The sequence below is a fragment of the Tistrella sp. genome (genome assembly GCF_002684955.1).
Classification (GTDB): Bacteria; Pseudomonadota; Alphaproteobacteria; order Tistrellales; family Tistrellaceae; genus Tistrella; species Tistrella mobilis.
On the sequence record NZ_NYWI01000037.1, the window covers coordinates 17561 to 30332 of the forward strand.

Annotated in this window: 10 protein-coding genes; 7 read left to right on the plus strand and 3 right to left on the minus strand. The window is 68.9% G+C overall.

What is annotated here, in order from left to right; translation table 11 throughout:
• Positions 1-136: 136 nt before the first annotated feature.
• From dprA to CMO28_RS13530, 6 genes are all read left to right on the plus strand, one after another.
• Positions 137-1282 (plus strand): DNA-processing protein DprA, encoded by a 1146-nt coding sequence (gene dprA / locus CMO28_RS13505; protein WP_296714271.1) that lies wholly within the window; start codon positions 137-139, stop codon positions 1280-1282.
• Between the two features lie 99 nt (positions 1283-1381).
• Positions 1382-4228 (plus strand): type I DNA topoisomerase, encoded by a 2847-nt coding sequence (gene topA / locus CMO28_RS13510; RefSeq protein WP_296714273.1) that lies wholly within the window; start codon positions 1382-1384, stop codon positions 4226-4228.
• Positions 4229-4385: 157 nt separating this feature from the next.
• Positions 4386-6731 carry a ribonuclease R gene (rnr, locus tag CMO28_RS13515; RefSeq protein ID WP_296714276.1) on the plus strand — a complete coding sequence of 782 codons (2346 nt, stop codon included), beginning with the start codon at positions 4386-4388 and terminating at the stop codon, positions 6729-6731.
• Positions 6731-7501 (plus strand): HpcH/HpaI aldolase family protein, encoded by a 771-nt coding sequence (locus tag CMO28_RS13520; RefSeq protein WP_062764653.1) that lies wholly within the window; start codon positions 6731-6733, stop codon positions 7499-7501. Before rnr ends, CMO28_RS13520 begins: the two co-directional genes overlap by 1 nt.
• 41 nt (positions 7502-7542) lie before the next feature.
• Positions 7543-8790: a Bcr/CflA family multidrug efflux MFS transporter gene (locus tag CMO28_RS13525; protein WP_296714279.1), complete on the plus strand. Its 1248-nt coding sequence runs from the start codon at positions 7543-7545 to the stop codon at positions 8788-8790.
• A gap of 126 nt (positions 8791-8916) precedes the next feature.
• Complete coding sequence (locus tag CMO28_RS13530) at positions 8917-9690, plus strand: ferredoxin--NADP reductase (RefSeq protein WP_014746071.1); 774 nt, start codon at positions 8917-8919, stop codon at positions 9688-9690.
• A 31-nt stretch (positions 9691-9721) separates the two neighbouring features.
• Here the strand turns inward: CMO28_RS13530 and CMO28_RS13535 are convergent, their stop codons facing one another.
• Positions 9722-10318: a PAS domain-containing protein gene (locus CMO28_RS13535; RefSeq protein ID WP_014746072.1), complete on the minus strand. Its 597-nt coding sequence runs from the start codon at positions 10316-10318 to the stop codon at positions 9722-9724.
• A 315-nt stretch (positions 10319-10633) separates the two neighbouring features.
• Here CMO28_RS13535 and rpmG point away from each other — a divergent pair, with 315 nt between their 5' ends.
• Positions 10634-10801: a 50S ribosomal protein L33 gene (rpmG, locus tag CMO28_RS13540; protein ID WP_014746073.1), complete on the plus strand. Its 168-nt coding sequence runs from the start codon at positions 10634-10636 to the stop codon at positions 10799-10801.
• 147 nt (positions 10802-10948) lie between these two features.
• On the opposite strand, the gene CMO28_RS13545 is transcribed toward rpmG, so the two are convergent.
• Positions 10949-12325, minus strand: coding sequence for a PleD family two-component system response regulator (locus tag CMO28_RS13545; RefSeq protein ID WP_296714284.1), 1377 nt, complete (start codon positions 12323-12325; stop codon positions 10949-10951).
• 6 nt (positions 12326-12331) lie between these two features.
• The gene (locus tag CMO28_RS13550) at positions 12332-12697 is read right to left on the minus strand and encodes a response regulator (RefSeq protein ID WP_014746075.1); all 366 of its coding nucleotides are present in this window, start codon (positions 12695-12697) and stop codon (positions 12332-12334) included.
• Positions 12698-12772 lie beyond the last annotated feature (75 nt).

The following is a 12772-nucleotide window of genomic DNA, read 5'->3' on the forward strand; positions in this document are numbered from 1 at the left end:
AGCCGCGCCCCCGCGGCCAGACCGCAGCAGCAGGTTCCGGCGCCGCCCGGTGTTGAATCTACAACTGAAAAGCGACATACGCGCATAATTCCTGGATCATTGACGCGCAACGGGATGCACATGCATCCTGTGGCCCATGTCCAGAACCCGCGTCGGCGGGCTGACGCGGGCGGAGCGCCTCGACTGGTTGAGGCTGATCCGGACCGAGCAGGTCGGCCCCATCACCTTTTTCGACCTGCTCGACCGCTATGGCAATGCCGCGGCGGCGCTGGAGGCCATTCCGGAGCTGGCGAAACGCGGCGGCAGGTCCCGGCCGCTGACCCCGCCCTCGCGCAGCGCGGCAGAGGCGGAACTGCGCCGGATCACCGCGGCCGGCGCCCGGCTGGTGGCATTGGGCGAGCCCGGCTATCCGCCGCCGCTCGCCCGCATCCCCGACCCGCCGCCCCTGCTTCAGATCCGCGGTCATGATGCCGTCGCCACCGCACCGGCGGTGGCCCTGGTCGGCGCCCGGTCCGCCGCCCTGCCCGCCATGCGCCTCGCCGGCCGCATCGCCGCGGATCTGGCCGCGGCGGGTGTGGTGGTGGTCTCAGGCCTTGCCCGCGGCATCGATGCCGCCGCCCATGACGGTGCCCTGCGCGCCGGCCCGGGCGGTGCCGGGACGATGGCGGTGGTGGCGGGCGGGATCGATGTGGTCTACCCGCCGGAACACGCCGCCCTCCAGGCGCGCATCGCGGCCGAAGGGCTGCTGGTCGCCGAACAGCCGCCGGGCACCGAACCCCAGGCCCGTCATTTTCCCCGCCGCAACCGGATCGTCGCCGGTGCCACACTCGCCACCGTGGTGGTCGAAGCGGCGCCGCGGTCGGGCTCTCTGATCACGGCCCGGCTTGCGGGCGATTATGGCCGCGAGGTGCTGGCGGTGCCGGGCTCCCCCGCCGATCCGCGTTCGGAAGGCGCCAACCGGCTGATCCGCGACGGCGCAACCCTGGTCCGCGATGCCGCCGACGTGCTGGAGGCGATCCGCCCGCTGATCGACCGGCCGCTTGCCGAACCGGTCATGGAGACGGCCGTCGCCCCGCCGCCCATGGCCCCGGATCCGGCGGAACTCGACCATGCCCGACGCGAAATTCCCCGCCGGATCGGCGCGTCTGCCGCACGTCTCGACGATCTCGTCCATGAGTCCGGCTTGACGGCGGCGACCATTCTCACGATTTTGTTGGAACTGGAACTTGCCGGGCGGCTCGATCGCCTGCCCGGACAGAAAGTGTCGCTGAGCATGGGCTGATCCCCGCGCCCCGGCCGCGGCGCGAGGAAGGCCCGACGTTCCCTTCGTCAGATGGGTACCGGCGGGTCCGTTGAAGCGCGGAGACCAGCAAGGCAGCTCATGAAGGTCGTCGTCGTCGAATCGCCTGCGAAAGCCAAGACGATCAACAAGTATCTCGGCGATGACTTCAAGGTCCTCGCGAGCTACGGCCATGTCAGCGATCTGCCGGCCAAGGATGGATCGGTGCGTCCGGACGAGGACTTCGCGATGACCTACGAGGTCGATCCGAAGTCCGAACAGCATCTGAAGGCCATCGCCAGCGCGCTCAAGGGCGCCGATCAGCTCTTCCTCGCCACCGACCCGGATCGCGAGGGCGAGGCGATCAGCTGGCATGTCCACAATGCCCTCACCCGGCGCGGCGCGCTCAAGGGCGTGCCTGTCAAGCGGGTGGTGTTCCACGAGATCACCAAAAGCGCGGTGCAGAAGGCGATCGCCAACCCGCGCGACATCGACATGAACCTGGTCAACGCCCAGCAGGCGCGCCGGGCGCTGGACTATCTGGTCGGCTTCAACCTGTCGCCGGTGCTGTGGCGCAAGCTGCCCGGCTCCCGCTCGGCCGGCCGCGTCCAGTCGGTGGCGCTGCGGCTGATCTGCGAGCGCGAGGCCGAGATCGAGGCCTTCCGCAGCCGGGAATACTGGACGATCGATGCCGAATTTGCCGCAGGCGAGCGCCGGCTGCTCGCCCGGCTGCACGCGCTCGACGGCAAGAAGCTCGACAAATTCGCCCTCGGCTCCGAGGAAGAGACCAAGGCTGTGCTGGGCAGGCTGGAAGCGCTCTCCGACTGGCGCGTCTCCGACGTCGAGCGCAAGCAGGGCCGCCGCAACCCGGCGCCCCCCTTCACCACCTCGACCCTGCAGCAGGAAGCCAGCCGCAAGCTCGGCTTCTCGGCCAAAAAGACCATGCAGGTCGCCCAGAAGCTTTACGAGGGCATCTCGCTCGGCCGCGAGACCGTCGGTCTGATCACCTATATGCGAACCGACAGCGTCAACCTGTCGAACGAGGCGGTGGCCGCGATCCGCGACATGGTCGACCAGGTCCACGGGCCCCGCTACCTGCCCGACCGGCCGCGCAGCTTCGCCAACAAGGCCAAGAACGCCCAGGAAGCGCATGAAGCCGTGCGCCCGACCGACGTGTTCCGCCGGCCGAAAGAGATCCGGTCCCATCTCGACGACGACCAGTTCCGGCTCTACGAGCTGATCTGGAAGCGCACGGTCGCCAGCCAGATGGCGGCGGCGATCCTGGATCAGGTCGCGATCGAGGTGACCGACGGTGCGAAGGTCGCAACCTTCCGCGCCACCGGCAGCGTCATCGCCTTCGACGGCTTCCTGGCGCTTTACCAGGAAGGCCGCGACGACGAGGAAGAGGACGAGGAAAAGCGTCTGCCGAATTTCGAGCGGGCCGAACCGCTCGATCGCGGCCCGCTGAAATCCGACCAGCATTTCACCGAGCCGCCGCCGCGCTATACCGAGGCGACGCTGGTGAAGAAGCTCGAGGAACTGGGCATCGGCCGCCCGTCGACCTATGCCTCGATCATCTCGGTGCTTCAGGACCGCAACTATGTGGTGCTGGACAAGAAGCGCTTCGTGCCCGAAGACCGTGGCTGGCTGGTCACCGCCTTCCTGGTCAGCTTCTTCGACCGCTATGTCGAATATGATTTCACCGCCCGGCTCGAGAACGAACTCGACCAGGTGGCCGAAGGCGAGGGGGACTGGAAGGCCGTGCTGCGCGCCTTCTGGGACGCTTTCCACATGGCGATCGACGGCACCAGCGATCTGAAGATCTCCGACGTGCTGACGGCGGTCGAGGCGCGGCTCGAATCCCATGTCTTCCCCGACAAGGGCGACGGCAGCGATCCGCGCGCCTGCCCGGCCTGCGCCAATGGCCGGCTGTCGCTGCGCCTCGGCAAGTTCGGCTCCTTCGTCGCCTGTTCCAACTATCCCGACTGCAAGTTCACCCGGCCGGTCGGCGGCGCCGCCGGCACCGGTGACGGGGCGTCGGAAGCGGGTGCCACCGGTCTGGATGTCGGCCCCAAGCACCTGGGCGACGACCCGGCGATGGGCCTGCCCGTCACCCTGCGCAAGGGCCCCTATGGCGTCTACGTTCAGCTGGGTGACGGCGGCAAGGGGGAAGAAAAGCCCAAGCGCGCCTCGCTGCCCAAGGGGGTGACGCCCGAGGCGGTGACCCTCGACATCGCCCTCGGCCTGCTGGCCCTGCCGCGCGAGATCGGCCGGCACCCCGAGACCGGCGAGATGATCACCGCCGGCATCGGGCGCTTCGGTCCGTATCTGAAGCATAACGGCGCCTTCAAATCGCTCACCCCCGACGACGATGTGCTGACCATCGGCATCAACCGGGCGGTCGCCCTGCTCGCCGAAGCCCCCAAGGGCCGTGGCGGATCGGTCGCGCCGCTGCGCGTGCTGGGCGAGCATCCCTCGGGCGGCGAAATTGCGCTCTACAAGGGCCGCTACGGGCCGTATGTGAAACATGGCCCGGTGAACGCCACCCTGCCGCGCGGGGCCGATCCCGAGGCGCCGACGCTGGACGAGGCCGTGGCCCTGGTCGATGCCCGCGCGGCGGCGACCGGCAAGAAGGCGAAGCCGGCGAAGAAGCCGGCAGCATCGAAGGCCAAGGCCGAGAAGCCCGCGGCCAAGGCGACGAAGGCGTCTACCGCCAAGGCCGCCACCAAGGCCAAGGCCGCGCCGAAGAGCAAGGCCGCCGCAGCGGCCGAGCCCGACGAGGTGCCCTTCGACGGTGCCGTGCCGGCAAAGGCGGCTGCGAAAAAGCCCGCGGCGAAGAAGGCGGCTGCGGCCAAGGCGGCGCCGAAGAAGGCCACAGCCCCCAAGGCGGGGGTTGCGAAAAAGCCGGCGCCGAAGAAGGCCGCCGCGAAGACGAGTACCGCCGGCTGACGCCGGCGGCAACTTTGCAGCCACCAAACGCTTGATCGCACACGGCAGGTTTGCGTGCCAGCGGCTTGCGGGGCGGGCACGGGCGGCGTACCGTGCCGCAGGATGATGCCGGCCGTGTGTCCACGGGCGGCGCCCGCAGAGAAAGCAAACCGCAGCCTTGACCTCCTCCTCGGACGACGGCACCGACCGCCTGCCCACCCGCGAACAGATCCTGGCCTTCATCGCCGAGAGCGACCGCCCGGTCGGCAAGCGCGAGATCGCGCGCGCCTTCAACATCACCGGCGGCGCCCGTATCGCGCTGAAGCGGATCCTGCGCGAGTTGAAGGAGGACGGCACCCTGAAGCGCGCCGGGCCGCGCCGCGTCGCCGAACCCGGCGTCCTGCCCTCGGTGCTGGTGGTCGACGTGGTCTCGATCGACGACGAGACCGGCGAGGCCGAAGCCCGGCCGGCGGTCTGGGACGACGACGAGCGCGGGCCCCCGCCGCCGATCGTGGTGCTGCGCGAAGGCGGTCTGCGCCCGCGTGACGAGGCGGCCCCCGGCTTCGGCGACCGGCTGCTGGTCCGCCTGCATCGCGGCGATGCCGATGCCTATGAAGCCCGCGTGATCCGCCGGCTGGAAACCCGGTCGCGCCGGGTGACCGGGGCCATCCGCTCGATCGATTACGGCTGGCGGCTGATCCCGGCCGATCGCCGTGCCAAGACCGATTATTCGATCGAAGAGGCCGATCTGGGCGGCGCCGAGGACGGCGAATTCGTCGTGGCCGAAACCCTGCCCGGCCGGCGGCTGGGCCTGCCGCGGGCCCGGGTGGTGAAGCGGCTGGGCCAGGAGCAGACGGCGCCCGCCATCATCGACCTTGCGATCGAGGCCCACGGCATTCCCGATCACTTCCCGGCCGCCGCCGTGCGCGAGGCCGAGGCGGCGACGGCGCCGAAACTCTCCGCCGGTCGCGAGGATCTGCGCTCCATCCCCTTCGTCACCATCGACGGCGAGGATGCCCGCGACTTCGACGACGCGGTCCATGCCGAGCCCGACCCGGATCCGACCAATCCCGACGGCCACATCATCCGGGTCGCGATCGCCGATGTCGCCCATTACGTCACCGCCGGCAGCGCGCTCGACCGGTCGGCCGAAGAGCGCGGCAATTCGGTCTACTTCCCCGACCGGGTGGTGCCGATGCTGCCGGAAGCGCTGTCCAACGGGCTGTGCTCGCTGCGCCCGCACGAGGATCGCTACTGCCTGGCCGCGATGATGCGCATCGACGGCCAGGGCACCCTGCTGGAACACCGCTTCGTGCGCGGGCTGATGCGCTCGGCCGCGCGGCTGACCTATAACCGGGTTCAGGCCGCGCATGAGGGCCGGCCCGATGCCGAGATCGAGCCGCTGATGGCGCCGGTCATCCGGCCGCTCTATGCCGCCTTCCAGGTGCTGGATGCCGCCCGGCGCCGGCGCGGCGCGCTGGAAATCGACATGCCCGAACGCCGGGTGGTCATGGACGAGACCGGCCGGGTGACCGATATCCGCACCCGCCAGCGCTTCGACGCCCACAAGCTGATCGAAGAGTTCATGATCCTGGCTAATGTGGCCGCCGCCGATACGCTGCTTCGCCGCAACCGGCCCTGCCTGTTCCGCGTCCACGACCAGCCGCCGGCCGACAAGGTCTCGGTGCTGCGCGACTATGTGAAGTCGCTGGGCCTCAGCTTCACCAACTCGGTGCATGTCGCCCCGCGCGACTTCAACCGCCTGCTCAAGGCGGTGGCGAACACGCCGCTGGAGCATCAGGTGAACACCACCGTGCTCCGCAGTCAGTCGCAGGCGACCTACAGCCCCGACAATATCGGCCATTTCGGCCTGTCGCTGGAACGCTACGCCCATTTCACCTCGCCGATCCGGCGCTATGCCGATCTGATCGTGCACCGGTCGCTGATCAAGGCGCTGAACCTCGGCTCCGACGGGCTGGACGGGGCGGCCGCCGACGGTCTGCATGCGCTGGGCGAACATCTGTCGATCACCGAGCGCCGGGCCGATCTGGCCGAGCGCGAGGTGACCAACCGCCTGCTGGTGGTGTTCCTGGCCGACCGGGTGGGCGCCACCTTCGGCGGCCGGATCACCGGCGTCCACGGTGTCGGCCTGTTCATCGAACTCGACGAGACCGGGGCCGACGGTTTCGTGCCGATCTCCACCCTCGGTCGCGAGTTCTTCATCCTGGATCCGTCGGAACAGGCGCTGATCGGCGAACGCTCTGGCATGCGTTTCACCCTGGGTGACCGGGTCGAGGGGCGGCTGCGCGAGGCCGATATCGTGGCAGGCGGGTTGCTGTTCGAACTGATCGAAGGCGGCCGTGCCGGCAAGCCGCCGACTCCGGGCCAGGTCAAGCGCCTGAAGGCCATCGCCCGCGAGGTGGCGGCCGAACGGGCTCGCAACCGCCGCGACGGCGGCGGCGGCCGGGGTCCGAAAACCGGCCGCAACCAGAACGGCCGCCATGGGGGATCGAGGAGACGCTGATGATCGAGAACCGGCTGCGCCGCATCATTCAGGAAGCGGACGGCTTCGCCGTCGGCACCTTCCTGATGTCCGACAGCGCCACCTCGGCGGCGCTGATGGATGCCGCGGGCTACGATTTCCTGGCGATCGATCGCCAGCACGGCGTGATCGACGACGCCACCTGTCTGCGCCTGCTGGCCGAATGCGGCCGTCACGGCACCACGCCGATCGTGCGCATCCCGGCCAACCGGCCCGAGGATGCGATGCGGGCGCTGGACCATGGGGCGCTGGGCGTGATCGCACCGCTGATCGACGACGACGCCGGTGCGGCGATGCTGGCCGGCGCCTGCCGCTTCCCGCCCCGCGGCGGGCGCAGTTTCGGGCCGGTGCGCGCAGCCCCCATCCATGGCCGCAGCTATCTGCAGGCCATCGACGACAGCGTGCTCGCGATCGCGATGATCGAAACCCGCGCCGGGCTGGATGCGCTGGACCGGATTCTGGCCGTGCCCGGCCTGGATGCGATCTTCGTCGGCCCCAATGATCTGGGCCTGGCGCTCGGCCTGGGCTTCACCGGCGGCCGCACCGACACACAGCCGGCGCTGGCCGAAGCCGTGACCGGCATCGTCACCCGCGCCCGCGGTGCCGGCATTCCGGCCGGCATCCATTGCACCGATCCGGCGATGGCCCGGGCGATGCGCGGCCTTGGCTACCGCTTCGCCACGGTCGGCAGCGATCTTGGGCTGATGGCCCAGGCGGCCGCCGCCAGCGCCGACCAGTCCCGCGCCTCCTGACCTGCTGCTCCCCCTTTAGACCACGAAGGCCCACCCTTTCCATGTCCGTCCGTCCCGAGCATGCCGCCGCCGGTGCCGGCCAGCCGCCCATGTTGAAGCTTGCCCTGATCCTGGGGCTGCTTGCGGCCTTCGGGCCCCTGTCGATCGACATGTACCTGCCGGCCTTCCCGGCGATCGGCGCCGATCTGAAGGCGGATGCCGCGGCCGTGCAGGCGACGCTGGCGCTGTTCTTTATGGGCATCGCCGGTGGCCAGCTGGTCTATGGGCCGCCGGCCGACCGCTTCGGCCGACGGCGGCCGCTGCTGGCCGGCTGTCTGCTCTATGCAGCCGGCAGCATCGGCTGCGCGCTGGCGACCGATGTCGACCAGCTGATCGCCTTCCGCCTGGTGCAGGCGCTGGGCGGCTGTGCCGGCATGGTGATGTCGCGGGCGGTGATCCGCGATCTGTTCGATGAACGCCATTCGGCGGTGATGCTGGCCCGGCTGATGCTGGTGATGGGCGCCGCCCCCATCCTGGCACCGCTGATCGGCGGCCAGCTGCTGGAAATCGCCGGCTGGCGGGCGATCTTCTGGCTGCTCACGGGGGTGGGCGTGCTGGCGCTGGTGGTGGTGGCGCTGTTCCTGCCCGAAAGCCTGCCGGCCGAACGCCGCCGGCGCCAGGGGCCGGGAGAGATCGCCCTCACCTATCTGCGCTTCGCCATCGACCGGCGCTTCATCGCCCCGGCGCTCGCCAGCGGTGCGGCGATGGGGGCGATGTTCGCCTATATCTCGGGCTCGCCCTTCGTCTTCATCGAGCTGCACCAGGTGCCGCCGGCCGCCTATGGCTGGCTGTTCGGCGCCAATGCCGCCGGCCTGATCCTGGCCTCGCAGTTCAATGCCCGGCTGGTGCGGCGCACAAGCCCGGCACAGATCATGCGCCGGGCCAATCTGGTTCAGGCCGTGGCGGGGTTGGTGCTGGTGGCGGTGGCGATCAGTGCCGTTTCCACCCCCGGCACCGCGCTGGCGCTGGTGGCGATCATGCTGCCGCTGTTCCTGTGCATCGCCATGAACGGGCTGATCAACCCCAATGCCACCGCCGTGGCCATGGCCCCCTTCGGCGCCCGGGCCGGCAGTGCCGCCGCCCTGCTGGGGCTGATCCAGTTCGGCACCGGCGCCATCTCGGCCGCCATCGTCGGCGCGCTCGACGACGGCACGGCCTGGCCGATGGCGGCGGTCATCGCGGGCATGGGAATCGCCGGGGCGATCGCGGCCCGTCTGGCCGTCCATACGCCCCCGACGGTGAGGCGATGATTGCCATGCCCGGACGAAACCACTACTAATCGAAGAAGCGCGACCATCTTAAAACGCGAAACGGATTTGTGTTTTTCTCGTTTCGCGATGCGGCCCTCTCCACGCCAGACCTTGGAAGCTTGAGCGATGAGCAACATCCGTACCGAGCGCGTGATCGACGTTCACCACTGGACAGACCGGCTGTTCAGCTTCACGACGACGCGTGATCCGGCATTCCGCTTCGAAAACGGCCAGTTCACCATGATCGGGCTCGAGGTCAACGGCAAGCCGCTGCTTCGCGCCTACAGCGTCGCCAGCCCCAACTATGAAGAGACGCTGGAATTCCTCAGCATCAAGGTGCAGGACGGCCCGCTGACCTCCAGGCTTCAGCACATCAAGCGCGGCGACGCGCTGCTGGTCGGCGCCAAGCCGGTCGGCACGCTGGTGAAAGACAATCTGCGCCCGGGTCGCACGCTCTATATGCTGTCGACCGGCACCGGCCTTGCCCCCTTCATGAGCCTGATCCGCGATCCCGACGTCTATGACCGCTTCGAGAAAGTGGTGCTGACCCATACCTGCCGCGAGGTCAGCGAGCTGGCCTATCACGACTACATCTCGAAAGAGATGCCGGCGCACGAGTATTTCGGCGATGCGGTGCGCGAGCAGCTGATCTACTACCCCTCGGTGACCCGAGAGCCGTTCCGCAACCAGGGCCGGATCACCGACCTGATCGACAGCGGCAAGCTGTTCACCGATATCGGCCTGCCGGAATTCACGCCCGAGCATGACCGGATCATGATCTGCGGCAGCCCGGAAATGCTCGCCGACCTGCAGAAACGGGCCGAGGACCGCGGCTTCACCGAGGGCAACAGCAGCCGCCCCGGCGAATACGTGATCGAGAAGGCCTTCGTCGACCGCTGATCGACGCGCCACCTTCAGGCCCCGGCCCGGCTCAGCCGGCCGGGGACGGCACGCACGGCCTGCAGACGACATCCCGCCGCCTGGCCGGCAGCTCGGCACTTTCCAGCAGTTCCCAGAGCGGCAGGGACAGCGGCGGCACCACCCGCCAGTGGAAGGCGACCAGCAGCCGGGTCACAACCGGCCTGGCGCCATTGCCGTCGCCCTGGCCCAGCGGCAGCACCATCCGGGCGTAATGCAGCCGGCGCCGGCTGCCGGGCCGGACATAGAGCGCCAGCGCCAGCCAGCACAGCCCCTCGGCCGTGGACGGCCCATAGCTGGCGGCGGCGCGGCTGCGCAGCTCTTCCGGCAGCGCGTCGGGCAGCTCGCGCCCGGTCAGATCCCGATCGAACATCTCGCGCAGGCGCTCGCCCGCCGTGCGCACCCGCCAGCGATCGGCGGCCAGCACGTCGAGCAGCATCAGCTGGGGCAGGATCCGGCGCAGGGCCTGCGGATCGACGGCAGACGGGGGTGGCAGGGCCGCTGAAGCCGGCCGCCAGTCGCGCCAGAGGTCGAACAGGGTCGCGAAGGCGCCCCTCCGCCCCAGCAGCCGCCGGAACCCCTCTTCATCAACCTCGTATGCCACCGCCATTCCCCGATCTGGTCCGGGCAGCCGGTCTGCCGCCCGCCTCCGCACGCGGCCCGCAGCTTAGCCGCACCGGGGTGAAATGGGCAGTGCCCCCTTGGAAATCATCACAACCGGACACGGCGCTTGACAAGGCTGCGCCCATGAATAAGGTGCACGTCTCTACGTCCGGCGCCGACGTTACGGCGCCGTCAACGAACACCCGCGCGATCGGCCGCCAGCCGGTCGCCCGCCCCCGGGAGACCGGGGGACGGCGGGGCGCCGGTGGCCCTGATGCCGCCGCCCTCCGGGGCAACCGGATAGCGATACGAGGATTGAGCGATGGCCAAGCCCGCCACCGTGCAGATCAAGCTGGTCAGCTCCGAGGGGACCGGCTTCTTCTACGTGACCAAGAAGAACCCGCGCACTCAGACCGAGAAGCTCCAGCTGCGCAAGTACGACCCGAAGCTGCGCAAGCACGTGCTGTTCAAGGAAGCCAAGATCAAGTGATCCCGCCCTCCCTTCGGGGAGGATGCGGATCGCTCAGGCGACCGACGCCGCGAAAAAGGCCGCATGCCCGACCCGGGTACGCGGCCTTTTCATTTGGCAGACACGTCGTTCGGCAGATCCGGATCACCCTGGCGGCCCGGAAGCAGGTCAGGTGGGCCGGTCGAAGATGAAGCAGTCGCGCCCGGCGGCCTTGGCCCGATAGAGCGCCTGGTCGGCGCGGCGGAGCATGTCGTCGGCATCCTGGTCGGCCGGGATGCGCTGGGCCCCGCCCAGGCTGGCGGTGACGGTGACCTTGGTGCCCTCGTCGTCGATCACGATCGGCTGGCCCGAGATCACCGCCCGGACCCGCTCGGCCACTTCGTGCGCCGAGCGGTGGTCGCTGTCGGGCAGCACCATCACAAATTCCTCACCGCCATAGCGGGCCACCAGATCGACGCCACGGACATGGCGGCTCATCCGGTCGGCGATCGCCTGCAGCACCCGGTCGCCGGCATCGTGGCCATAGGTGTCGTTCAGCTGCTTGAAGCGGTCGATGTCCAGCATCAGCACCGCCAGCGGGCGGCCGTCATTGCCGGCGCGCATGAACATCCGGTGCAGATGCGCCGACAGATAGCGGCGGTTGTACAGCCCCGTCAGGCCGTCGGTGGCGGCCAAGGCAATGGAGCGCTGATAATTCTGCCGCAGCCGGTCCTGATAGCGCTTGCGGCGGACCTGGGTGCGCACCCGCGCGCCCAGCTCGTTCACGTCCAGCGGCATCATCAGATAGTCGTTCACGCCCAGATCCAGCGCCTTGGCCATGCGCTCGACATCGTCATGCCCCACGATCACCAGGATCGGGGTCTGGCGGGTTTCGTCGATCGCCCGCAGCTGGCTGCACAGGCGCAGCGGATCGAAACTTTCGATCAGCAGGTTGATCACGATCAGGTCGAAACCGGCGGTGCGCGCCAGATCCAGCGCCTCGGTCGCCGTGCCGACCGCCGAGACGCTGTGCGTGCGCTTCAGCCGGTCGGCCAGAAAGTCGCGCTCGATCTCGCTGTCGTCCACCACCAGCACGCGCGCATTGTCGCCGCTTTCGTCCAGCGGCAGCGGCGCTGTGGCGCCGACCCCGAAATCCGAGATGGTCTGCTCGCGCAGGCGCAGCTCGTCGAGCATCATCTTGAGCCGGGTGAGAGAGCGCACCCGCGCGAAGAGCGCCAGATCGTTGATCGGCTTGGTCAGGAAATCATCGGCGCCGGCTTCCAGCGCCCGCACCCGTTCCACGCTGTCGCTGAGGGCCGTGACCATCACCACGGGGATATGGGCGGTCTCGGGGTCGCTCTTCAGCCGGCGGCAGACCTCGTAGCCGTCCATGCCCGGCATCATGATGTCGAGCAGAACGATGTCCGGGGGATGGGCATGGGCACGGGCAAGCGCCATCTCGCCGTTCTGCGCCAGATCGACGTCGTAATACTCCGCCGCAAGCTTCGCTTCGAAGAGCTTGAGGTTGGGCAGGAGATCGTCGACCACCAGAACGCGACCGGGCATCGCCCCTCAATCCAGAAACTTGCGCACCGTTTCGAGGAACGGGGTCACCGAGATCGGCTTCGAGATATAGCCCTCACAGCCGGCATCCAGGATCTTCTCCTCGTCGCCCTTCATCGCGAAGGCCGTGACCGCGATGATCGGGATCGTGCGGAGATCGTCGTCGGCCTTGATCCACTTGGTCACGTCCAGTCCTGACACTTCGGGCAACTGAATGTCCATCAGAATCAGATCGGGATGCTGATCCCGTGCGATCTTCAGGGCCTCCATGCCGTCACGGGTCTGCAGAGTCACGTAGCCGTTCGCCTCAAGGAGGTCATTGAACAGCTTCATGTTCAGTTCGTTGTCTTCGACGATCAGAACCGTCTTCGGCATGGCCAATTCCGCCCCGCGCCATCAGGAGGTCCCCTCGGCCGCCGCGGCGGCCCGACCTCACGTCGAACGGCCCGC